General features: G+C 71.1%; 22 protein-coding genes. 2 read left to right on the top strand and 20 right to left on the bottom strand.

Features of this window, described 5'->3' with window-relative positions; genetic code table 11:
* Positions 1 to 60 precede the first annotated feature (60 nt).
* The 4 genes from tsaE to ACIP37_RS23520 form a co-directional block, all read right to left on the bottom strand.
* Positions 61 to 558, bottom strand: coding sequence for a tRNA (adenosine(37)-N6)-threonylcarbamoyltransferase complex ATPase subunit type 1 TsaE (tsaE, locus tag ACIP37_RS23535; protein ID WP_363580138.1), 498 nt, complete (start codon positions 556 to 558; stop codon positions 61 to 63).
* Positions 559 to 654: 96 nt separating this feature from the next.
* Positions 655 to 1,848 (bottom strand): alpha/beta hydrolase, encoded by a 1,194-nt coding sequence (locus ACIP37_RS23530; RefSeq protein WP_363580136.1) that lies wholly within the window; start codon positions 1,846 to 1,848, stop codon positions 655 to 657.
* On the bottom strand, positions 1,845 to 3,044 hold the full coding sequence (gene alr, locus ACIP37_RS23525) for an alanine racemase (protein WP_400809103.1): 1,200 nt from the start codon (positions 3,042 to 3,044) through the stop codon (positions 1,845 to 1,847). The genes ACIP37_RS23530 and alr overlap by 4 nt, the downstream gene beginning before the upstream one ends.
* 218 nt (positions 3,045 to 3,262) lie before the next feature.
* On the bottom strand, positions 3,263 to 4,738 hold the full coding sequence (locus ACIP37_RS23520; RefSeq protein WP_400844436.1) for an NAD(P)H-hydrate dehydratase: 1,476 nt from the start codon (positions 4,736 to 4,738) through the stop codon (positions 3,263 to 3,265).
* 171 nt (positions 4,739 to 4,909) lie between these two features.
* On the opposite strand from ACIP37_RS23520, the gene ACIP37_RS23515 reads away from it, so the two are divergent.
* Positions 4,910 to 5,467, top strand: coding sequence for a Uma2 family endonuclease (locus ACIP37_RS23515; protein WP_363629383.1), 558 nt, complete (start codon positions 4,910 to 4,912; stop codon positions 5,465 to 5,467).
* A 33-nt stretch (positions 5,468 to 5,500) separates the two neighbouring features.
* On the opposite strand, the gene glmS is transcribed toward ACIP37_RS23515, so the two are convergent.
* On the bottom strand, positions 5,501 to 7,357 hold the full coding sequence (gene glmS / locus ACIP37_RS23510) for a glutamine--fructose-6-phosphate transaminase (isomerizing) (RefSeq protein WP_363580128.1): 1,857 nt from the start codon (positions 7,355 to 7,357) through the stop codon (positions 5,501 to 5,503).
* 99 nt (positions 7,358 to 7,456) lie between these two features.
* Between glmS and coaA the strand changes: the two genes are divergently transcribed.
* On the top strand, positions 7,457 to 8,452 hold the full coding sequence (coaA, locus tag ACIP37_RS23505) for a type I pantothenate kinase (RefSeq protein WP_063348983.1): 996 nt from the start codon (positions 7,457 to 7,459) through the stop codon (positions 8,450 to 8,452).
* A 61-nt stretch (positions 8,453 to 8,513) separates the two neighbouring features.
* Here the strand turns inward: coaA and glmM are convergent, their stop codons facing one another.
* The 15 genes from glmM to secY all read right to left on the bottom strand — a co-directional run bounded on the left by glmM (position 8,514) and on the right by secY (position 20,838).
* Positions 8,514 to 9,878 carry a phosphoglucosamine mutase gene (glmM, locus tag ACIP37_RS23500; RefSeq protein ID WP_400844433.1) on the bottom strand — a complete coding sequence of 455 codons (1,365 nt, stop codon included), beginning with the start codon at positions 9,876 to 9,878 and terminating at the stop codon, positions 8,514 to 8,516.
* A 165-nt stretch (positions 9,879 to 10,043) separates the two neighbouring features.
* Positions 10,044 to 10,553, bottom strand: coding sequence for a 30S ribosomal protein S9 (gene rpsI / locus ACIP37_RS23495; protein WP_363580124.1), 510 nt, complete (start codon positions 10,551 to 10,553; stop codon positions 10,044 to 10,046).
* 45 nt (positions 10,554 to 10,598) lie between these two features.
* On the bottom strand, positions 10,599 to 11,042 hold the full coding sequence (gene rplM, locus ACIP37_RS23490; protein WP_030055846.1) for a 50S ribosomal protein L13: 444 nt from the start codon (positions 11,040 to 11,042) through the stop codon (positions 10,599 to 10,601).
* Positions 11,043 to 11,276: 234 nt separating this feature from the next.
* Positions 11,277 to 12,935: an ATP-binding cassette domain-containing protein gene (locus ACIP37_RS23485; protein WP_350877126.1), complete on the bottom strand. Its 1,659-nt coding sequence runs from the start codon at positions 12,933 to 12,935 to the stop codon at positions 11,277 to 11,279.
* A 41-nt stretch (positions 12,936 to 12,976) separates the two neighbouring features.
* Positions 12,977 to 13,888 carry a tRNA pseudouridine(38-40) synthase TruA gene (gene truA, locus ACIP37_RS23480; RefSeq protein ID WP_400844429.1) on the bottom strand — a complete coding sequence of 304 codons (912 nt, stop codon included), beginning with the start codon at positions 13,886 to 13,888 and terminating at the stop codon, positions 12,977 to 12,979.
* A 76-nt stretch (positions 13,889 to 13,964) separates the two neighbouring features.
* On the bottom strand, positions 13,965 to 14,450 hold the full coding sequence (gene rplQ, locus ACIP37_RS23475; RefSeq protein ID WP_350877122.1) for a 50S ribosomal protein L17: 486 nt from the start codon (positions 14,448 to 14,450) through the stop codon (positions 13,965 to 13,967).
* Between the two features lie 127 nt (positions 14,451 to 14,577).
* Positions 14,578 to 15,600 carry a DNA-directed RNA polymerase subunit alpha gene (locus ACIP37_RS23470; protein WP_030232516.1) on the bottom strand — a complete coding sequence of 341 codons (1,023 nt, stop codon included), beginning with the start codon at positions 15,598 to 15,600 and terminating at the stop codon, positions 14,578 to 14,580.
* Positions 15,601 to 15,746: 146 nt separating this feature from the next.
* Positions 15,747 to 16,154: a 30S ribosomal protein S11 gene (gene rpsK / locus ACIP37_RS23465; protein WP_030232513.1), complete on the bottom strand. Its 408-nt coding sequence runs from the start codon at positions 16,152 to 16,154 to the stop codon at positions 15,747 to 15,749.
* Between the two features lie 72 nt (positions 16,155 to 16,226).
* Complete coding sequence (gene rpsM, locus ACIP37_RS23460; protein ID WP_063348977.1) at positions 16,227 to 16,607, bottom strand: 30S ribosomal protein S13; 381 nt, start codon at positions 16,605 to 16,607, stop codon at positions 16,227 to 16,229.
* A 178-nt stretch (positions 16,608 to 16,785) separates the two neighbouring features.
* Positions 16,786 to 16,899, bottom strand: a complete 114-nt coding sequence (gene rpmJ, locus ACIP37_RS23455) for a 50S ribosomal protein L36 (protein ID WP_003956441.1) — start codon at positions 16,897 to 16,899, stop codon at positions 16,786 to 16,788.
* Between the two features lie 32 nt (positions 16,900 to 16,931).
* Entirely contained in the window at positions 16,932 to 17,153 is a 222-nt protein-coding gene (infA, locus tag ACIP37_RS23450; RefSeq protein WP_014047798.1) for a translation initiation factor IF-1, read from the bottom strand.
* 195 nt (positions 17,154 to 17,348) lie between these two features.
* On the bottom strand, positions 17,349 to 17,774 hold the full coding sequence (mscL, locus tag ACIP37_RS23445; RefSeq protein WP_363580119.1) for a large conductance mechanosensitive channel protein MscL: 426 nt from the start codon (positions 17,772 to 17,774) through the stop codon (positions 17,349 to 17,351).
* A gap of 152 nt (positions 17,775 to 17,926) precedes the next feature.
* The gene (gene map, locus ACIP37_RS23440; protein WP_363580117.1) at positions 17,927 to 18,766 is read right to left on the bottom strand and encodes a type I methionyl aminopeptidase; all 840 of its coding nucleotides are present in this window, start codon (positions 18,764 to 18,766) and stop codon (positions 17,927 to 17,929) included.
* A 108-nt stretch (positions 18,767 to 18,874) separates the two neighbouring features.
* The gene (locus tag ACIP37_RS23435) at positions 18,875 to 19,528 is read right to left on the bottom strand and encodes an adenylate kinase (RefSeq protein WP_363580115.1); all 654 of its coding nucleotides are present in this window, start codon (positions 19,526 to 19,528) and stop codon (positions 18,875 to 18,877) included.
* A complete protein-coding gene (gene secY, locus ACIP37_RS23430; RefSeq protein ID WP_063348973.1) occupies positions 19,528 to 20,838 on the bottom strand; it encodes a preprotein translocase subunit SecY in 1,311 nt (436 codons plus the stop codon). The genes ACIP37_RS23435 and secY overlap by 1 nt, the downstream gene beginning before the upstream one ends.
* Positions 20,839 to 21,152: the final 314 nt, after the last annotated feature.

Below are 21,152 nucleotides of genomic sequence, written 5' to 3'. Positions count from 1 at the left end.
CCCGCCCGCAACACTTCCCGACAGCCCGTCGGCAAAACGGCGCACACCCGGGTACGGGCCTCAGCCGAGCGCCTCCAGCGCGACGCCCGCCCAGCGCGGACCGAGGCCGGTCAGCACCACCCGGCGCGGGTCCAGGTCGTCCTCGTCGACGGTGTCGCCGAGGGCCCGCTCGATCCGCACCTCCAGCCGGTCCTCGGACAGCCGCTCGACCTTGCCCTCGCCCCACTCGACCACGACCACCGACTCCGGCAGCGAGACGTCCAGGTCGAGGTCCTCCATCTCGTCCAGGTCCCCGCCGAGCCGGTACGCGTCCACGTGCACCAGCGCCGGGCCGCCGACCAGCGACGGGTGCACCCGGGCGATCACGAAGGTCGGCGAGGTCACCGCCCCGCGGACCCCCAGCCCCTCCCCCAGGCCCCTGGTCAGCGTGGTCTTCCCCGCTCCCAGTTCACCGGAGAGCAGCACCAGGTCCCCGGGCCGCAGCAGCGCGGCCAGCTCCCGGCCGAGCCGGCCCATCCGCTCCGGGGTGGGGACGGTGAGAGTGGCGTGCGAGCCCATGCGCGTGTCTTGCCCTTCGGTCCGTACCGGCGTGCCGACCGCCGGCCGCCACCGCTACCGTGCCACATCGCCGGCCCGGCGCGCGCCGGGAAGGGGTCAGGAGCCGTCCAGGGCCGCCGGGGGCGGCGCGGCGGCGGCGAAGTCGGCGGCCCGGCGCAGCAGCGCCACCAGCTCGTGGTCGACCAGCTCCGGGCGCTCCAGCATCACCAGGTGCCCGGCGCCCTCCACCAGGACCAGCTCCGCGCCGGGCAGCCGCGCGACCATCGCCTCGCTGTGCGCCGACGGCGTCAGCAGGTCCTTCGTACCGGCCAGCACCAGCGTCGGCAGGCCGCTCAGGGCGGCGAGCGCCGCGTACTTCTCGTGCGTGCCGAACACCGGGTAGAACTCGGCGACCACGTCGATCGGGGTGGCGTCCAGCAGTTGCTCGGCGAACCGCACCACGCCCGGGTCGACGTCCCGCCCCCCGAAGGAGAACCTCCGGTAGAAGACGGCGGCGACGTCCGCGCCCAGCCGCCGGCTCGCCTCCACCAGCTCGACCTGTCGGCCCAGCAGCCGCATCATCCCGGGCGCGACCTTCTTGAACAGCTTCGCGCCGGCCGACGGCAGCCCGAGGCTGACCTCGTTCCAGTCCCCCGCCAGCGTGCCGATCAGCGCCACCCCGGCGACCCTCTCCCGGAACAGCTCCGGGTGCTGGTCGGCCAGCGCCATCACCGTCATGCCGCCCATCGAGTGGCCCACCAGCACCAGCGGCCCGGTCGGCGCGACGGCGTCGATCACCGCCTTGAGGTCGCCGCCCAGCTGGTCGATGCTGGCCGGCTCGCCGGCCAGGTAGGAGCGGGAGCGCTCGGAGCGGCCGTGGCTGCGCTGGTCCCAGAAGACCAGCCGCAGTCCCTCGCGCAGCGCGGCCCGCTGGAAGTGCCAGCTGTCCTGGTTGAGGCAGTAGCCGTGGCAGAACACCACGGTCAGCGGCTCGGGGCCGGAGGTGTCGCCGTCCGGCTCGGGGCCGGTGCCGTCCAGCTCGACGTACAGCTCGGTGCCGTCCGGCGCGGCCACCGTCCGCGGGCGCCCGCGCAGCGAGCCGTACGGGGCTTCGGCGTCCAGCTCGGCCCGGGCCCGGCGGCGGGTCGCCCGGCCGACGGTCAGCCGCTCGATCGCCACCCCGGCGGCCGCCCCGGCCGCCAGCACGCCGACCGAGATCCCGATCACACCGGCCCGGCTCACCCCGGAGGCCGCGCCGGCCGCCTTGGCCACCGCCGCGACCGGGCCGCTCTCGGCCGGTCCCTCCGTCATGCGCCCGGGCCCTCGGTGCGGCAGCCGCCCAGGTAGCGGCGCGGGACCCGGGCGCCGATCCGGGTCACGATCTCGTACGAGATGGTGCCGCAGGCCCGGCCCCAGTCCTCGGCGGTCGGTTCGCCCTGCTCGCCGTTGCCGAACAGCAGCACCTCGTCGCCGATCGCGGGGGTGTCCCCGCCGAGGTCCACGACGAACTGGTCCATCGCGACCCGGCCGGCGATCGTGCGCCACTTGCCGCCGATCTGCACCGGGCCGGTGCCGCTGGCGTGCCGCGGGATGCCGTCGCCGTAGCCGACCGGGACCAGGCCCAGCGTGGTCGGGCCCGGCGTCACGTAGTGGTGGCCGTAGCTGACCCCGTGCCCGCCCGGAACGTGCTTGACCAGCGCCAGCCGCGCGGTCAGCGCCATCACCGGACGCAGCCCGAAGTCGGCCGGCGACCCGACCTCCGGCACCGGCGACAGCCCGTACGCGGCCAGGCCGGTGCGGACCAGGTCGAAGTGCGACTGCGGGAGCAGCAGGGTGGCCGGCGAGTTCGCCAGGTGCCGCACCTCCGGGCGCAGCCCGGCGGCCTCGGCCCGGGCCAGCGCCGCGTGGAAGGAGTCCAGCTGGGCCTGGATCGACGGGTGGCCCGGCTCGTCGGCGGCGGCGAAGTGCGACCAGACGCCGACCACGGTCAGCAGCCCCTCCGCCTCGGCGCGGCGGGCGGCGGCCACCAGGTGCGGCCAGTCGTGCGGCTGGCAGCCGTTGCGGCCCAGACCGGTGTCCGCCTTCAGGTGCACCCGGGCCGGGATGCCGGTCTCCCGGACGGCCGACAGCAGCTCGTCCAGCGCCCACTGGCCGCTCACCGAGATGTCGATGTCCGCGCGCAGCGCCTCCCGCCACGGCCCGCCCGGCGTCCACAGCCAGCACAGGACGCGGGCCTGCTCCGGGCGGATGCCCGCGGCCCGCAGTGCCAGCGCCTCCTCGGGCGTCGCGCAGCCGAGCCAGCCGACCCCGTTCGCGACCGCCTCGCGGGCGCACTCGACGGCGCCGTGGCCGTAGGCGTCCGCTTTGACCGCGAGCATCACCGCCGAGCTGCCGACGCGCTCGCGCAGCGCGGCGAGGTTGCCGCGCAGGGCGGCCAGATCGATGGTCGCCTCGGCCCGTACGCCGTCGGTCAGGGTCGCCGTGCCGGTCGTGTTCGCAGTTGTCATCAGGGTCAGTCTCCCAGACATCCCGGAGTCCTCGCCGAACGGCCCGTCCGTGCGGCGGCCGGTGCCAGGACCCCCGGCACCGCGCCGACCTGCGGCGCACCGCTCGTCACCCTGTTCCGGACGCCCACGGAGGACCGATCGGTTCCGCACCGCCCGCACCGCCCGCCCCGGGCCTACGCCTCCCGCACCGCCCGCCCGCCCTCGACCGACGCCCCCGGCTACGCCTCCCGCACCGCCCGCCACACCGCGGGCAGCGCCTGCGCCACCGCGGGCGCCGTCACCGGCGCGCCCGGGTCGCCCGCCGCGTGGCGGCCCGCCAGGCCGTGCAGGTAGGCGCCCACCGACGCGGCGTCCAGCGGCGACAGGCCGGCCGCCAGCAGGGAGCCCGCCAGGCCGGCCAGGACGTCGCCGCTGCCTGCGGTGGCCAGCCAGGACGTGCCGGTCGGGTTGACCCGGACGGCGCCGCCCGGGTCGGCGATCACCGTGGTGGAGCCCTTGAGCAGGACCGTCGCCCGGTAGGCGGCCGCCAGCCGGCGGGCGGTGGCCAGCCGGGCGGCGGCCAGCGAGTCGGCGGGCGGCGGCGCGGTGCCGTCTGCGCCCGCGAGCAGCCGGGCGGCCTCGCCGGTGTGCGGGGTGAGCAGGGTGGGGGCCGTCCGGCCGGCCAGCGCGTCCGGGCCGAGCCGGGCCAGCTCGGTCAGCCCGTCCGCGTCCACCAGGACCGGGACGTCGCTCGACAGTGCCTCGGCCAGCGCCTGCCGCGCCCCCTCGCCGCCGCCCGGCCCGACCACCCAGGCCTGCACCCGCCCGGCCCCGGCCGGCCCGCCCTCGGTGACCAGCACCTCCGGGAAGCGCCGCACCACCTCCTCGGCCGCCGTGCCGACGTACCGGACGGCGCCCGCGCCGCCGTGCAGCGCCCCGGCGACCGCCAGCAGCGCCGCGCCCGGGTACGTCGCCGAACCGGCCGCCACCCCGACCACGCCCCGCCGGTACTTGTCGCTCTCGGCGCCCGGCAGCGGCAGCAGCGCCGCCACGTCCGCGTGTTGCAGGGCCGTCACCTCCGGCGCGGGCGGCTCCAGTCCGATCCCGACCAGCTGGACGGCGCCCGCGTAGGAGGCGCCCGGGTCGACCAGCAGGCCCGGCTTGTACGTGCCGAAGCAGACCGTGACGTCCGCGCGCAGCGCCTCGCCCGGCACCTCGCCGGTGTCGGCGTCGACCCCGCTGGGCAGGTCCACGGCCACCACGACCCCGCGCCGCCCGGCCCGCGCGTACGGCCGGGCCCCGGCCCGCAACCCGCCCCGGCCGCCGATGCCGACGATGCCGTCCAGCACCAGGTCGGCGCGCGAGAAGTCGGCCAGGCCGACTTCCTGATCCAGCACCACCCGCCCGCCGGAAGCCCGCAGCGCGGCCAGCCCGCCCGCGTGCGCACGCTCCGGCGCGAGCAGCATCGCCGTCACCCGCGCGCCCCGCCGGGCCAGCGCCGCCCCGGCGTACAGGGCGTCACCCCCGTTGTCCCCGCTGCCGACCAGCACCACCACCCGACTGCCGTACACCCGCCCCCGACGCCCCGCCAGCAGCCGGGCACAGGTCGCCGCCAGCCCGGCGGCCGCCCGCTGCATCAGCGTCCCCTCCGGCAGCCGCGCCATCAGCGCGGCCTCGGCGGCCCGGACGACTTCCACCCGATGGGCATGACGCATGAGAGGGCTCCTTCAGCGGTCGACGTACCGCCGACGCTAGCCCGCGCCACCGCCCCACGGCAGGCCGAGCTGCGGGACACTTTCGAGTGACAACCACTTCGATCCCCCACCGGTGTCGGTCCGCGCGCCTACCTTGTGGCTCGGCACGGACCCACAGGAGGGAGAAGGGCCATGGTCGCCATGCCAGCTGTCGAGGGCCCGCGAGGCCGGGACGACCTCGTCCAGGCGTTCCTGGAGTTGGACACCCCGCCCGGCTACAAGGCAGAGCTCGTCGAAGGGGAAATCGTCGTGACGCCACCACCGGACGGGGCCCACGAAACCGCGTTCTCGCTACTCAACCGGCAGTTCATGCGCAAGGTCGAGATCGAGCTGGACATCTCCGGCAACAAGGGACTGATCACACCCAAGGGTCGGTTCATCCCCGACGGAACCCTGAGCCCGGTCGGCCATTTCGAGCACGCCGACTCCTGGGCCTCCGCCACGGGAGTCCTGCTGGTCTTCGAGATCACCTCGACCAACCCGCACAAGGACCGCGAACCCAAGCGCCGCGGCTACGCCGCCGCCGGCATCCCGTGCTACCTGCTGATCGACCGCAGCGAGGGCATGGTCACGCTGTTCACCAAACCCGAGGGCGAGGACTACATCACCCGCACGCAGGTCGAGTTCGGCAAGCCGATCGACCTGCCCGCCCCCTTCTCCTTCACGCTCGACACGGCGCCCCTGCGGTAGGGCACAGCCACCGCAGGGACGCCGTGAGCGCTACTACTCGACGGTGACCGACTTGGCCAGGTTGCGAGGCTGGTCGACCTCGTGGCCCTTGGCCGTCGCCAGCTCGCACGCGAAGACCTGGAGCGGCACGGTGGAGACCAGCGGCTGGAGCAGGGTCGGGGTGACCGGGATGCGGATCAGGTGGTCCGCGTACGGGACGACCGCCTCGTCGCCCTCCTCCGCGATCACGATGGTGCGGGCGCCACGGGCCCGGATCTCCTGGATGTTGGAGACGATCTTGTCGTGCAGGATCGACCGCCCGCGCGGCGAGGGGACGACCACGACGACCGGCAGGCCCTCCTCGATCAGCGCGATCGGGCCGTGCTTGAGCTCGCCCGCCGCGAAGCCCTCGGCGTGCATGTACGCCAGCTCCTTGAGCTTGAGCGCGCCCTCCAGGGCCACCGGGAAGCCGACGTGACGGCCGAGGAACAGCACCGAGCGCGCGTCGGCGAGCGAGCGGGCCAGCTCGCGCACCGGCTCCATGGTCTCCAGGACCTGCTCGACCTGCTTGGGCGCGTCGCCGAGCTCCTTGATGACGGCGAAGATCTCGTCGCCCCACTTGGTGCCGCGCACCTGGCCCAGGTAGAGGGCGACCAGGTAGCAGGCGACCAGCTGGGTCAGGAACGCCTTGGTGGAGGCGACGGCGACCTCGGGGCCGGCGTGGGTGTACAGCACCGCGTCCGACTCGCGCGGGATGGTGGAGCCGTTGGTGTTGCAGATCGCCAGCACCTTGGCGCCCTGCTCCCGGGCGTGCCGCAGGGCCATCAGGGTGTCCATGGTCTCGCCGGACTGGGAGATGGCGATGACCAGCGTGCCCGGGCCCATGATCGGGTCGCGGTAGCGGAACTCGGAGGCGACCTCGACCTCGCAGGGGATGCGGGTCCAGTGCTCGATCGCGTACTTGGCGATCATGCCGGCGTGGAAGGCGGTGCCGCAGGCGACGATGACGACCTTGTCGACCGAGCGCAGGTCCGCGTCGGAGATGCGCAGCTCGTCGAGGATGAGCCGGCCGTCGGTGCCGATCCGGCCGAGGAGGGTGTCGGCGACGGCCTTCGGCTGCTCGGCGATCTCCTTGAGCATGAAGTAGTCGTAGCCGCCCTTCTCGGCGGCCGAGGCGTCCCAGTCAACGTGGTACTCGCGCACGTCGGCCGGGGTGCCGTCGAAGTTGGTCACCGTGACGCCGTCCCGGCGCAGCTCGACGACCTGGTCCTGACCCAGCTCGACGGCCTCGCGGGTGTGCGCGATGAACGCGGCGACGTCGGAGGCGAGGAAGTTCTCGCCCTCGCCGCGCCCGACCACCAGCGGCGAGTTGCGGCGGGCACCGACCACCACGTCCGGCGCGTCGGCGTGCACGGCGACGAGGGTGAAGGCGCCGTCGAGGCGGCGGCAGACCACTCGCATGGCCTCCGCGAGGTCGCCGTCGTAGGCCTCGCCGAGCAGGTGCGCGACGACCTCGGTGTCGGTCTCGGAGCGGAGGGTGTGGCCGCGCTCGGCGATCTCGGCCCGCAGCTGGGCGAAGTTCTCGATGATGCCGTTGTGCACCACGGCCACCCGGAGGTGGTCGTCCAGGTGAGGGTGGGCGTTGGCGTCCGTCGGGCCGCCGTGGGTGGCCCAGCGGGTGTGGCCGATGCCGGTGGTGCCGCCGGGCAGAGGGGTCTCGGCGAGCGACTTCTCCAGGTTGGCGAGCTTGCCGGCCCGCTTGTCGGTGACCAGACTCCACTGCCCGTCGGAGTCCTGCGCCTGCACCGCGACACCGGCCGAGTCGTAGCCCCGGTACTCCAGTCGCTGCAGGCCTGCGATTACTACGTCGAGGGCGGACTGCGCGCCCACGTATCCAACAATTCCGCACATGCGTGCCAGCATAAGGGCGGTTCTGGGGCCCTTTTCCCGATTCCCGCGAACAGTGCGTGACCGACACCACAACCACGGTGAACGCCGCCACGGCTCACAATGGAGCATGTGCTGACCGAACTCTGTACGCGGGGCGCCGCCACGCCCGGCCCGTCGCCGTCCCCCTACGTGGACCTCAGTCGGGCCGAGTGGAGCGCACTGCGCGAGCGTACGCCGCTGCCGCTGACCGCCGAGGAGGTGGAACGGCTACGCGGCCTCGGTACCGCCCTCGACCTGGACGAGGTCCGCGACGTCTACCTGCCGCTGTCCCGGCTGCTGAACCTGTACATCCACGCCACGCACGAGCTGCGCGGCACGCTGGGCACCTTCCTGGACACGCCGGACACCGAACGCACCCGCACCCCGTTCATCATCGGGGTGGCCGGCTCGGTCGCGGTCGGCAAGTCGACGACGGCCCGCCTGCTCCAGGCCCTGCTCGCCCGCTGGCCCGAGCACCCGCGGGTCGAGCTGGTGACCACGGACGGCTTTCTGCTGCCCAACGCCGAGCTGCGCCGCCGCGGCCTGATGGCCCGCAAGGGCTTCCCGGAGTCGTACGACCGCCGGGCGCTGATGCGCTTCGTCGCGGACGTGAAGGCGGGCAAGGAGCGCGTCACCGCGCCGGTGTACTCGCACCTGGTGTACGACATCGTGCAGGGCGAGCGGCTCACCGTGGAGCGCCCGGACATCCTGATCGTCGAGGGCCTGAACGTGCTCCAGCCGGCCCTGCCCGGCAGCGACGGGCGCACCCGTCTGGCGGTGGCCGACTACTTCGACTTCTCGATCTACGTCGACGCCCGCACCGACGACATCGAGCACTGGTACCTGGACCGCTTCCGCAAGCTCCGGCAGACCGCCTTCCAGGACCCGAACTCCTACTTCCGCCGCTTCACCGAGGTGCCGGAGGAGGAGGCGATGGAGTACGGCCGGCAGGTCTGGCGCACCATCAACAAGCCGAACCTGCTGGAGAACGTGCTGCCGACCCGCGGCCGGGCCACCCTGATCCTCCAGAAGGGGGCGGACCACAAGGTCCGCCGGGCGCTGCTGCGCAAGCTCTGACACCGATGCGACGGAAGGGGCCCCGCCGGTGGCGGTGCCCCTTCCGTCATGCCGGGCTCGCTCAGCCCAGGTGCGTCCGCACGGCCTCGGCCAGCCGCTGCGCGACGGACTCGGCCTGCACCGGGTCGGCGGCCTCGACCATGACCCGGACCAGCGGCTCGGTGCCGGACGAGCGCAGCAGCACCCGGCCGGTGGAGCCCAGTTCGGCCTCGGCCTCGGCGACCGCGGCGGCCAGCTCGACGCTGGTGTGGACCCGGCCCTTGTCGACGCCCTTGACGTTGATCAGCTGCTGCGGCAGACGGGTCATCACGGCGGCCAGGTCGGCCAGCGGCTGCTTGGTGGCGGCCAGCCGGGCGCCCAGCATGAGGCCGGTCAGGGTGCCGTCGCCGGTGGTGGCGTGGTCGAGCAGGATGACGTGGCCGGACTGCTCGCCGCCCAGCGCGAAGCCGTGCTCCTTCATCGCCTCCAGCACGTAGCGGTCGCCGACGGCGGTCTCCACCAGGTCGACGCCCTCGCGCTCCATCGCCAGCTTGAAGCCGAGGTTGGACATCACGGTGGCCACCGCAGTGTTGCGGCGCAGGGTGCCGGCGTCCTTCATGGCGACGGCCAGGATGGCGATGATCTGGTCGCCGTCCACCTCGTTGCCGTCCGCGTCGGCGGCCAGGCAGCGGTCGGCGTCGCCGTCGAGGGCGATGCCGAGGTCGGCGCGGTACTCCGTCATCGCGGCCCGCAGCCGGTCCAGGTGGGTGGAGCCGACGCCGTCGTTGATGTTGAGGCCGGTGGGCTCCGCCCCCAGGGTGTGGACGACCTCGGCGCCGGCCCGGGCGAAGGCCTCGGGGGCGACGTAGGCGGCGGCGCCGTGGGCGCCGTCGATGACGACCTTGATGCCGTCGAGGCGGTTGGGCAGCACGCCGATCAGGTGGGCGACGTACTTGTCGAAGCCCTCGGTGTACTCGCGCACCCGGCCGACGGCGGCGCCGGTCGGGCGGTTCCAGTCCTCGCTGCCGAGCGTGTGCGTGCGGTAGTGGGCCTCGATCGCGTCCTCGATGCGGTCGTCCAGCTTGTGGCCGCCGCGGGCGAGGAACTTGATGCCGTTGTCGGGCATCGCGTTGTGGCTGGCGGAGAGCATCACGCCGAAGTCGGCGCCGAGCGCGCCGGTGAGATAGGCCACGGCCGGGGTCGGCAGCACGCCGACCCGGAGCACGTCGACACCGGCGCTCGCCAGGCCGGCGATGACAGCGGCCTCCAGGAACTCGCCCGAGGCTCGCGGGTCCCGGCCGACCACCGCGACCGGCCGGTGGCCCTCGAAGGCGCCGGCCTCGCCGAGCACATGGGCCGCCGCGACCGACAGCCCGAGCGCGAGCTCGGCCGTCAGGCCCTCGTTGGCCACCCCGCGCACGCCGTCCGTACCGAAGAGTCGTCCCACTGTCCCGTCCTCCATCACCACTGCTCGGAACCCAACCGATGGCACCCGGCCGCCGCACGATAGCCGGGGAACACGTCGCCCCGGAGTACACGTGGTACTCCGGGGCGACGGTTCGCGCAACCAGGGGGTGCGCCGCCAGGGCGGACCGCACCCCCAGGGACGCGATTAGCGCTTGCTGTACTGCGGCGCCTTGCGGGCCTTCTTGAGACCGGCCTTCTTGCGCTCGACGGCGCGGGCGTCACGGGTCAGGAAGCCGGCCTTCTTCAGCGCGCCGCGGTTGTTGTCCACGTCGGCCTCGTTCAGGGCACGGGCCACGCCGAGGCGCAGCGCGTAGGCCTGGCCGGAGACGCCGCCACCGGTGATGCGGGCGACGACGTCGTAACGGCCGTCAAGCTCGAGGAGCTTGAAGGGCTCGTTCACGGTCTGCTGGTGCACCTTGTTGGGGAAGTAGTTCTCCAGGGTGCGACCGTTGATCTTCCACTGGCCGGTGCCGGGGACGATGCGCACGCGGGCGATCGCCTCCTTGCGACGGCCGAGGCCGGCGCCCGGGATGGCCTCGCCGAAGCGGCCGGCCAGCGACTCGGAGGTGTAGCTCTCCTCGGAGGTGTACTCGCCCTCGACGGCCTCAACGGCCTCGTCGAAGTCGACCTCAAGGGTTTCAGTGGTCTCGGCCACGGTGTTCCTCAGCTCTTTTCAGTGTTGGGGGGCTTGGTGGCCGAATTACTGCGCGACCTGGGTGATCTCGAACGGCACCGGCTGCTGGGCAGCGTGCGGGTGCTGGTCGCCCGAGTAGACCTTCAGCTTCGAGAGCATCTGGCGGCCCAGGCTGTTCTTGGGGATCATGCCCTTGATGGCCTTCTCGACGGCCTTCTCCGGGTTGTTCGCCAGCAGGTCGTCGTAGCGCACCGACCGCAGACCGCCCGGGAAGCCAGAGTGGCGGTAGGCCAGCTTCTGGGTCTTCTTGTTACCGGACAGGTGCACCTTGTCGGCGTTGATGATGATGACGAAGTCACCAGTGTCAACGTGCGGCGCGTAGATCGCCTTGTGCTTACCCCGGAGGAGGTTGGCGGCCTGGGAAGCCAGACGGCCGAGCACGACGTCGGTCGCGTCGATGACGTGCCACTGACGCTGGACGTCGCCGGGCTTGGGGCTGTACGTACGCACGGTCGTAGCCTTCGCTTTTCAGTGAGTGAGTCCTGACAGGAGCACCCGGGACGGAAGAGCAGCCTGGCCAACCTTGGACGCAATTCAAGGGGGACCGCTGGTCGTCGAACCTGATGTCTCCGGCGTACCGACCTCTCACGTGAGATAGAGCGAGCCAATACGCACATCAAGCGTCCAGGTTACCGGGCGCGCGGGTGGGGGTCAAAAATCGGCTTCCCCCACCCCCGCCGTCACTCAGCGTTCGCGCTCCACCCGGCTGACGTCCCAGACCGGCTCGGGCGACTCGTAGACCCGGCCGTCGGCGCCGAACACCAGGTAGCGGTCGAAGGTCTTGGCGAACCAGCGGTCGTGGGTGACGCACAGCACGGTGCCGTCGAAGGCCTCCAGCCCGGCCTGCAACGCCTCGGCACTGTCCAGGTCCAGGTTGTCGGTCGGCTCGTCGAGCAACAGGGCCGTCACGCCGGAGAGTTCGAGCTTGAGGATCATCAGCCGGGCCTGCTGCCCACCGGACAGCGACTCGAACTTCTGCTCCTCCTGCCGGTCCAGCTCGTAGCGGCGCAGCGCGCCCATCGCGGCGCTGCGGCTGAGCGCGTGCTCCTCCTCGACGATCGAGCGCACCGTCCGGCCGAACAGCTCCGGGTGGGCGTGGGTCTGCCGGAAGTGGCCGGGGACGACCCGGGCGCCGAGCTTCCAGGTGCCGGTGTGCGCGACGCTCTCGTCACCCGCCAGCAGCCGCAGGAAGTGCGACTTGCCGGAGCCGTTGGAGCCGAGCACGGCGACCCGCTCGCCATAGAACACCTCCAGGTCGAAGGGCTTCATCAGACCGGTGAGCTCCAGCTGCTCCACGGTGAAGGAGCGCACGCCGGTACGCCCGCCCTTGAGCCGCATGGTGATGCTCTGCTCGCGCGGGGGCTCCTCCGGGCGGCCGGCCTCCTCGAACTTCTTCAGCCGGGTCTGGGCGGCGGCGTAGCGGGTGGCGAGCGCGTGGCTGACGGAGGCCGCCTGGCGCAGGGTGACGACCAGCTTCTTGAGCTTGGCGTGTTCCTCGTCCCAGCGCCGGCCCAGCTCCTCGAAGCGCGCGAAGCGGTCCTTGCGGGCCTCGTGGAAGCTGTCGAACCCGCCGCCGTGCACCCAGACGCTGCTCCCGGCCGCGCCGGACTCGACGGCGATGATCTTGTCGGCGGCCTCGGAGAGCAGCTCGCGGTCGTGCGAGATGAACAGGACGGTCTTCGAGGTGGCCTTGAGGGCCTCCTCCAGCCAGCGCTTGCCCGGGACGTCCAGGTAGTTGTCGGGCTCGTCGAGCAGCAGCACCTCTTCGGGGCCGCGCAGCAGCGCCTCCAGGACGAGCCGCTTCTGCTCACCGCCCGAGAGGGTGTTCAGGCCGCGCCACTGGGCCTTGTCGAAGGGCATTCCGAGGGCCGCCATGGTGCAGACGTCCCAGTCGGTCTCGTAGTCGTAGCCGCCGACGTCGGCCCAGTCGGAGAGCGCCTGGGCGTAGGCCATCTGGGTCTTCTCGTCGTCCTGGGCGATCATCGCCAGCTCGGCGGCGTCCACCGCGCGGGCGGCGACGGCGATCCGCTCGGGGGCGACGGACACCAGCAGGTCGCGGACCGAGGCGTCCGGCGCCAGCGCGCCCGGGGTGGCCCGCTCGTCCTCGCGGCCGGTGGTGCCGACGAACTGGCGCATCACGCCGAGCCCGCCGCTGATCGTCACCGTGCCGCCGTGCGGCTGGAGGTCCCCCGCGATCATCCGCAGCAGGGTGGTCTTGCCGGCCCCGTTGGCGCCGACCAGGGCGACCGCGGCGCCCTCGCCGACCCGGAAGGACGCGTCGTCGAACAGCACCCGCCCGTCCGGCAGGTAGTACTCAAGGTGCGAAATCTCGACGTGTCCCATGCGGACGATTGTCCCAAGCCGACGCGCCCGGCCCAAACGGATTACCCGACGGGCGGCTGACCGGGCAGTGTGCGCAGCCGCCTGGCCTGGCGGTTGCGCTCGGCGAGCTGGTCGTCCGCCGGGTAGCCGACTTCCTCGAGAGTGAGCCCGTACGGCCGGATCACGTTGACGGCCGAGTTGCGGACCCCGCCGGCCAGCACCTCGCCGGGGAACTCCACCGGCCGGTGCCCGTCGCCGACCAGCAGCATCGCCCCGACCAGCGCCCGGACCATGTTGTGGCAGAACGCGTCGGCGCGGACGGTGGCGACCGCCAGCGAGCCCTCCTGGGCGGCGTAGGAGTCCACCGGGACGCGGTCCCAGCGCAGCTCCAGCAGGGTACGGATGGTGGTGGCGCCCTCGCGCTTCTTGCAGTACGCGGCGAAGTCGTGCTCGCCGAGCAGCAGCTTCGCTGCCTCGTTCATCCGGTCGACGTCCAGCGGGCGGTCGTGCCAGAGCACGTGCCCGCGCAGCAGCGGGTCGACCCCGCCGGGGTGGTCGGCGACCCGGTAGGCGTAGCGGCGCCAGATCGCCGAGAAGCGGGCGTCGAACCCGGCCGGCGCCTCGCCGACCCGGTAGATCCGGATGTCCCCGGGCAGCCGGCCGGCCAGCCGGCGCAGCAGCTTCTCGCGGTGCGCCTCCCACAGCTCGGCCGGCAGGTCGACGTGCGCGACCTGGCCGCGGGCGTGCACCCCGGCGTCGGTGCGCCCGGCCACGGTCAGCGGGAACAGCTCGGGGCTGCGGGTGACGATCTGCAGCGCGCTCTCGATCTCCTCCTGGACCGTCCGGCGGCCGCCGCGCTGGCGGGCCCAGCCGGAGAACTCGGCGCCCTGGTAGGCGAGATCGAGCCGGACCCGGACGCACCCGTCGGCCGGGCCGTCCTTCACCGGCGGCTGCTCGGCGCAATCGTTGACCACAATCCACTCCAGACAGAAGGAACGGGCCCGCTCCCCCACGGATGGGAGAGCGGGCCCGCGACCACACCTAGCGGTGTCAGGCCTGCTCGGCCTCGACGGCCTCGTCGGCCTTGGCGTCGGCCGGAGCCTCGACCTTGGCCTCGGCCTCCTTGACGGCGCGCTTGGTGGCGCCCTCGGCCTCGCCGACGGCGGTCTGCGCGACGGTCAGCGCCTCGACCAGCTCGATCACGGCCATCGGGGCGTTGTCGCCACGACGGGGACCGATCTTGGTGATACGGGTGTAACCACCCGGGCGGTTCTCGTAGCGCGGCGCGATCTCGGTGAAGAGGGTGTGCAGCACGGCGATGTCGGTGATCGTCTTGCGCACCAGGCGACGGTTGTGGATGTCGCCCTTCTTCGCCTTGGTGATCAGCTTCTCCGCCAGCGGGCGCATCCGACGGGCCTTGGCCTCGGTCGTGGTGATGCGGCCGTACTGGAACAGCTCCCGGCACAGACCGGCGAGCAGCAGCGGCTCGTGGTGCGGGCCGCCGCCGAGGCGGGCACCCTTGGTGGGACGCGGCATGGATGACTCCTTGAATCTCCGACTACGGCCGTATCAGGTACCGCAGCGGGCGTCCGGGCACTGTTGCCCGGACGACTTTCACGACGACGGGGGCGGTTCGGTGGAACCGCCCCCGCGGCCAAATCTCTTAGTACTGCTCGGTCTCGGCGTAACCCGCGTCGTCCAGGTCGTCGGCGCCGAAGGCGTCGGCGGCGGCGGTCGGGTCGAACCCGGGCGGGCTGTCCTTGAGGGCCAGGCCCATGCCGGCCAGCTTCGCCTTGACCTCGTCGATCGACTTCGCACCGAAGTTGCGGATGTCGAGCAGGTCGGCCTCGGAGCGGGCGACGAGCTCACCCACGGTGTGGATGCCCTCGCGCTTGAGGCAGTTGTAGGAGCGGACGGTGAGTTCCAGCTCCTCGATCGGCAGCGCCAGGTCGGCGGCCAGGGCGGCGTCCGTCGGGGACGGGCCCATGTCGATGCCCTCGGCGTCGATGTTCAGCTCGCGGGCGAGACCGAACAGCTCCACCAGGGTCTTGCCGGCCGAGGCCATGGCGTCACGCGGACGCATGGCGGGCTTGGTCTCGACGTCGACGATCAGCTTGTCGAAGTCGGTCCGCTGCTCGACACGGGTGGCCTCGACCTTGTAGGTGACCTTCAGCACGGGGCTGTAGATCGAGTCGACCGGGATGCGGCCGATCTCCTGGCCGGAGGCCTTGTTCTGGACGGCGGAGACGTAGCCGCGACCGCGCTCGACGGTCAGCTCCATCTCCAGCTTGCCCTTGCCGTTCAGCGTGGCGAGGACCAGCTCCGGGTTGTGCACCTCGACACCCGCCGGCGGGGCGATGTCGGCGGCGGTGACGACACCCGGGCCCTGCTTGCGCAGGTACATCACGACCGGCTCGTCGTGCTCCGAGGAGACGACCAGCTGCTTGATGTTGAGGATGAGGTCGGTCACGTCCTCCTTGACGCCCGGCACGGTGGTGAACTCGTGCAGGACGCCGTCGACGCGGATGCTGGTGACAGCGGCACCCGGGATCGACGACAGGAGCGTGCGGCGCAGGGAGTTGCCGAGGGTGTAGCCGAAGCCCGGCTCCAGCGGCTCGATCACGAACCGCGAGCGGAACTCGTCGACGACCTCTTCGGTCAGCGAGGGGCGCTGAGCGATAAGCATGGGGGGTATTCCTCCAGTTGTCTTCGGCACCCACTATTTGATGCCGACAGGACCAAGCGTACGGGGTCCCGCGAACAGCGACGAATCACCGCGTGGGACCCCGTACGAAGGTTCAAAGCAGGTACTGCGAGCCCGAAGGCGCTGCGTCAGACGCGGCGGCGCTTCGGCGGACGGCAGCCGTTGTGCGGGGTGGGGGTGACGTCCTGGATCGAGCCGACCTCCAGGCCGGTGGCCTGGAGCGAGCGGATCGCGGTCTCGCGGCCGGAGCCCGGACCCTTGACGAAGACGTCAACCTTGCGCATGCCGTGCTCCTGCGCGCGACGGGCAGCGGCCTCGGCGGCCATCTGCGCGGCGAACGGGGTGGACTTGCGCGAGCCCTTGAAGCCGACGTGACCGGCGGAGGCCCAGGAGATCACGTTGCCCGCGGGGTCGGTGATCGAAACGATGGTGTTGTTGAACGTGCTCTTGATGTGCGCGTGGCCGTGAGCGACGTTCTTCTTTTCCTTGCGGCGGATCTTCTTCGCGCCGGCAGCCTGACGACCCTTGGGGGGCATAAGTCTGTTCTCCTACTGAGGTGGTCGGTCCGCTGACCCGCGGGCCGGAGGGATGTCCGGTTACGGGACGGACTACTTCTTGCCCGGCTTCTTCTTGCCGGCGATCGCGCGACGCGGGCCCTTGCGGGTACGCGCGTTGGTGTGGGTGCGCTGACCGCGGACCGGCAGGCCGCGGCGGTGACGCAGACCCTCGTAGCAGCCGATCTCGACCTTGCGGCGGATGTCGGCGGCCACCTCACGGCGGAGGTCACCCTCGACCGTGTAGTTGGCGTCGATGTACTGGCCCAGCTTCACGAGGTCTTCCTCGGAGATGTCGCGAACGCGGACATCCGGGTTGACACCGGTCTCGACCAGGGTCTGCTGGGCGCGGGTACGGCCGATGCCGTACACGTAGGTAAGGGCGATCTCGATCCGCTTCTCACGGGGGAGATCAACGCCGGCGAGGCGTGCCATTCAAGGCTCCTGTGCTTTTTCAGAGGTCTTGCGTGCTACCTACTCCTTCGCCTCTCGACGATGGAGCCCCGGCCTCTGACCGGGGGTGGCAGTCCGTCCCTTCGTGGGAACGGATCGGGTAGCCCGCTTATGACGTTTTCGCGTCGCGCGAAGTACTACGAGAAATGCTGGGGAGAGATCAGCCCTGGCGCTGCTTGTGGCGCAGGTTGTCGCAGATCACCATGACCCGGCCGTGGCGGCGGATCACCTTGCACTTGTCGCAGATCTTCTTGACGCTCGGCTTGACCTTCATGTTCAGGTTCTCCGGGTCTAGATCTGACGTTCTTACTTGTAGCGGTAGACGATCCGCCCGCGCGTGAGGTCGTAGGGGCTGAGCTCCACGACGACCCGGTCGTCCGGCAGGATGCGGATGTAGTGCATGCGCATCTTGCCACTGATGTGCGCGAGGACCTTGTGACCGTTCTGCAGCTCGACCCTGAACATCGCGTTCGGAAGAGACTCGATCACGGTGCCCTCGATCTCAATGGCGCCTTGCTTCTTAGCCATGAACTGCGAGATCCACCTTCCGGGACCGGCTACCGTATGCGGCACGCTCGTGCGAACCTGGGTTCACCCCGCCCCCGAAGGGAAGAGGGCGTGCTGAAGCACGCTACGAGTGAGCCGACGGTCCATCCTACGCCAGTGCGTCCGGTGGGCCAAAACGAGGTCCCCCGAAGGCAGCCACCGTGACGTTCCGGCGGGTCAGAACCCGGCGGTGACCTTCAGCGGCTCGACGTGGGCGGTGCAGGCCGCGCAGCGGCGGGCGGCCGCGGGGATCTCGGTCAGGCACTCGGGGCAGGGCCGCTTGGGGGCCTTCGGCTTCTTCGGCAGGTACCGCGCTGTCGCCTTGGTGACCGGCAGCACGACGCAGAAGTACAGCACCGCCGCGGTCATCACGAAGGCGATCAGCACGTTGAGGAACTGGCCGTACGGGAACGTGACCCCGGCCACCGTCGCCTTGTACGAGCTGAAGTCGCCGGCCGCGCCGACCCCGACGCCGACCAGCGGGGTGAGGAAGGCCGACACGAAGCCGGTCACCACCCCGGTGAACGCGGCGCCGATGACGACACCGACCGCCATGTCGACGACGTTGCCGCGCATCATGAAGTCGCGGAATCCCTTGAGCACTGCACTCTCCCGATCGATCGAAGCTGCTGAAGCCGCTACTGAAGCCACTGCCAGCCGATAAAAATAGGACAAAAGCCCTGGAGGTCCAAACCCCCAGGGCCCTGATCCCTTGTCAGCAGCGGAAGTTGGCCGCTCAGCCGACCGTCGCGAGACTAGCCGAGCGGGTCCGGGGCGGCGGTGATGCCCAGCTTCGCGAGCTCCGCCTTGCCGCCGTCGAAGGCCGTCAGGACCAGCGGGCCCTGCTCGGTGACGGCCACCGAGTGCTCCCAGTGCGAGGCCCAGGTGCCGTCGTTGGTGACGACCGTCCAGTCGTCCTCCAGCACGGCGGTGTGCGGGGTGCCCAGCGAGACCATCGGCTCGATCGCCAGCACGGTGCCGGGGATCAGCTTCGGGCCCTTGCCGCGGCCGCGCTCGACGTAGTTCAGCACGTGCGGCTCCATGTGCATCGCGGTGCCGATGCCGTGGCCGCCGTAGCCCTCGGTGATGCCCCACTTGCCCTTGGGGGGCAGCGGCTGGCGGCGGATGAAGCCCTCGATCGCCTTGGAGACGTCGACCAGGCGGTTGTTCTTCTTCATCTGGGCGATGCCGGCCCACATCGAGCCCTCGGTCACCCGGCTCAGCATCTCGACCTCGGGGCGGACCTCGCCGACCGCCACGGTGATCGCCGAGTCGCCGTGCCAGCCGTCCAGGATGGCGCCGCAGTCGATCGAGATGACGTCGCCCTCCTGGAGCACCCGGTCACCGGGGATACCGTGCACGACCTCGTTGTTCACCGAGGCGCAGATCACCCCGGGGAACCACAGACCGCCGTGGTCGGCGCGGAAGTTGGAGGTCGCACCGTGGTCGGTGATGACCTTGTCCGCGATGTCGTTGAGCTCCTGGGTGGTCACCCCCGGGGCGACCGCCTCCCGGCAGGCCTTGAGCGCCTCGGCGACGACCAGCCCGGCCGCTCGCATCTTCGCGATCTGCTCGGGGGTCTTGATCTCCACCATCTGGTCACGCCTTCCACGTTCTGTTTGCCACTGCCTACCACCGTACGACGCCGTACGGCCGCGCCGCCCGGGATCGGGGAGCGCGGCCGTACGGCGTCGCCGGGAAACTCAGTTGTCCTGCTTCAGCGCCTCGATCGCGCGGCGGGTGACCTCGTCCACCTTGCCGAGGGCCGAGATGGTCGCCACCAGGCCCTGCTGGGCGTAGTAGTCGATGATCGGCTCGGTCTCCGTGTGGTAGACCTCCAGCCGGGTGCGCACCTTGTCCTCGGTGTCGTCCGAGCGCTGGTACAGCTCGCCGCCGCACTCGTCGCAGACGCCCTCGGCCTTCGGCGGGTTGTAGTCCACGTGGAAGACGTGGCCCCCGTCGTTGCGGCACAGGCGGCGGCCGGCGATCCGACGGACCACCTCGTCCTCGGGGACCTCCAGGTCCAGCACGCCGTCCAGCTTGATCCCCTGCTCGGCGAGGAAGTCGTCGAGCGCCTTGGCCTGGCCGAGGTTGCGGGGGAAGCCGTCGAGCAGGAAGCCGCCCGCGGCGTCCTCCTGGAGCATGCGGTCCTTGGCCATCCCGATGGTGACCTCATCCGGCACCAGGCGACCCGCGTCCATGTAGCTCTTGGCCTCGAGCCCCAGCGGGGTGCCCTGACCGATGTTGGCGCGGAACAGGTCGCCGGTGGAGATGTGGGGAATGGACAGGGTCTTGGCGAGCAGGTGCGCCTGAGTACCCTTCCCGGCCCCGGGAGGACCAACGAGGACGATACGCATCAGCGGAGGAACCCTTCGTAATTGCGCTGCTGGAGCTGGCTCTCGATCTGCTTCACAGTTTCGAGTCCGACGCCGACGACGATGAGCACGCTGGTGCCGCCGAACGGGAAGTTGGTCTGCTGTCCGAAGGCGACCAGGGCGATCATCGGGATCAACGCGATCAGGCCCAGGTAGAGCGAACCCGGCCACGTGATTCGGGTCAGCACGTAGTTCAGGTACTCGGCCGTCGGTCGGCCGGCCCGGATGCCCGGGATGAAGCCACCATACTTCTTCATATTGTCGGCAACTTCTTCGGGGTTGAAGGAGATCGCGACGTAGAAGAAGGCGAAGAAGACGATCAGCAGGAAGTAGGTCGCCATGTAGATCGGGTGGTCGCCCTTGACGAAGTGCTGGGTGACCCACACCGCCCAGCCCGACTGGCTACCGGTCAGCTGGACCACCAGGGCCGGGATGTACAGCAGCGACGAGGCGAAGATGACCGGGATGACACCGGCCTGGTTCACCTTGAGCGGGATGTAGGTCGACGTGCCGCCGAACGCCCGCCGGCCGATCATCCGCTTCGCGTACTGCACCGGGATCCGGCGCTGGGCCTGCTCGACGAAGATGACCAGCATCACAACGATGATGCCGACCGCGACCACGGACAGGAACTCGACCCAGCCGCCACCGATGGTGCCGGAGCCCTTGATCGCCCACATCGAGGACGGGAACTGCGCGGCGATCGAGGTGAAGATCAGCAGCGACATGCCGTTGCCGATGCCGCGGTCCGTGATCAGCTCGCCCAGCCACATGATCACCGTGGTGCCGGCGGTCATCGTGATCACCATGACGGCGATCCGGAACACGCTCGTGTCCGGGACGATCTGGTTGCCCACCGGGCAGCCGGAGAACAGCGCGCCGCTGGAGGCCGTCGCCACGATGCCGGTGCCCTGGAGCACGGCGAGCGCGATGGTCAGGTAGCGGGTGTACTGGGTGATCTTCGTCTGGCCGGCCTGGCCCTCCTTCTTCAGCGCTTCCAGTCGCGGGATCACGACCGTGAGGAGCTGGAGGATGATGCTCGCGGTGATGTACGGCATGATGCCGAGCGCGAAGATCGTCAGCTGGAGGAGCGCGCCACCGCTGAACAGGTTGACGAGCCCGAAGAGGCCGTTGTTCTTGGTGTCCTTCACACACTCGTTCACGGCCGTGAAGCTCACGCCGGGGATCGGAATGTGCGAGCCCAGGCGGAACAGCACCATGATGCCCAGCGTGAACAGCAGCTTCTTGCGCAGGTCGGGCGTCTGGAACGCCCGCGCGAACGCACTGAGCACGGTGCCTCCTGCGCCTCCCGCGCGTCGTCGGCGGGAGGGTCGGTCCTGAATGGGAGTTTTGGCGGTACGGGCTCCCGTACAGACGGCACAGGCGAGCCTACGCGCAGCCTACAAGGGAACTCCACGGACTCTAACAGTGCGCAGCCACTCGGAAGAAGCGCGTACCGCCCCTCCCCCACTCACGGGGTACGGGATGCCCGGGTTTGCCACACAAAAGAACGAGGGCACGTCAACGGAATACCCGGAAAACGCGATGCCCGGAAAACGCGCGAGCCCCGCGCCTCCCGAAGGAGGTGCGGGGCTCGCACGGAAGT

This window comes from Kitasatospora sp. NPDC088861, assembly GCF_044750105.1.
Classification (GTDB): domain Bacteria; phylum Actinomycetota; class Actinomycetes; order Streptomycetales; family Streptomycetaceae; genus Kitasatospora.
Note: the sequence above shows the minus strand (reverse complement) of the source record. Positions and strands in the feature narration are given on the sequence as shown.

What these genes read in the sequence shown, in the direction of transcription:
- rpsK (WP_030232513.1), bottom strand. Translation starts at nt 16,154, where the DNA reads ATGCCCCCCAAGGGTCGTCAGGCTGCCGGCGCGAAGAAGATCCGCCGC.
- ACIP37_RS23435 (WP_363580115.1), bottom strand. Translation starts at nt 19,528, where the DNA reads ATGCGTATCGTCCTCGTTGGTCCTCCCGGGGCCGGGAAGGGTACTCAG.
- rpsM (WP_063348977.1), bottom strand. Translation starts at nt 16,607, where the DNA reads ATGGCACGCCTCGCCGGCGTTGATCTCCCCCGTGAGAAGCGGATCGAG.
- glmS (WP_363580128.1), bottom strand. Translation starts at nt 7,357, where the DNA reads ATGTGCGGAATTGTTGGATACGTGGGCGCGCAGTCCGCCCTCGACGTA.
- rpmJ (WP_003956441.1), bottom strand. Translation starts at nt 16,899, where the DNA reads ATGAAGGTCAAGCCGAGCGTCAAGAAGATCTGCGACAAGTGCAAGGTG.
- infA (WP_014047798.1), bottom strand. Translation starts at nt 17,153, where the DNA reads ATGGCTAAGAAGCAAGGCGCCATTGAGATCGAGGGCACCGTGATCGAG.
- tsaE (WP_363580138.1), bottom strand. Translation starts at nt 558, where the DNA reads ATGGGCTCGCACGCCACTCTCACCGTCCCCACCCCGGAGCGGATGGGC.
- ACIP37_RS23520 (WP_400844436.1), bottom strand. Translation starts at nt 4,738, where the DNA reads ATGCGTCATGCCCATCGGGTGGAAGTCGTCCGGGCCGCCGAGGCCGCG.
- alr (WP_400809103.1), bottom strand. Translation starts at nt 3,044, where the DNA reads ATGACAACTGCGAACACGACCGGCACGGCGACCCTGACCGACGGCGTA.
- rplQ (WP_350877122.1), bottom strand. Translation starts at nt 14,450, where the DNA reads ATGCCGCGTCCCACCAAGGGTGCCCGCCTCGGCGGCGGCCCGCACCAC.
- ACIP37_RS23485 (WP_350877126.1), bottom strand. Translation starts at nt 12,935, where the DNA reads ATGGGACACGTCGAGATTTCGCACCTTGAGTACTACCTGCCGGACGGG.
- map (WP_363580117.1), bottom strand. Translation starts at nt 18,766, where the DNA reads ATGGTGGAGATCAAGACCCCCGAGCAGATCGCGAAGATGCGAGCGGCC.
- ACIP37_RS23515 (WP_363629383.1), top strand. Translation starts at nt 4,910, where the DNA reads ATGGTCGCCATGCCAGCTGTCGAGGGCCCGCGAGGCCGGGACGACCTC.
- ACIP37_RS23530 (WP_363580136.1), bottom strand. Translation starts at nt 1,848, where the DNA reads ATGACGGAGGGACCGGCCGAGAGCGGCCCGGTCGCGGCGGTGGCCAAG.
- ACIP37_RS23470 (WP_030232516.1), bottom strand. Translation starts at nt 15,600, where the DNA reads ATGCTTATCGCTCAGCGCCCCTCGCTGACCGAAGAGGTCGTCGACGAG.
- coaA (WP_063348983.1), top strand. Translation starts at nt 7,457, where the DNA reads ATGGAGCATGTGCTGACCGAACTCTGTACGCGGGGCGCCGCCACGCCC.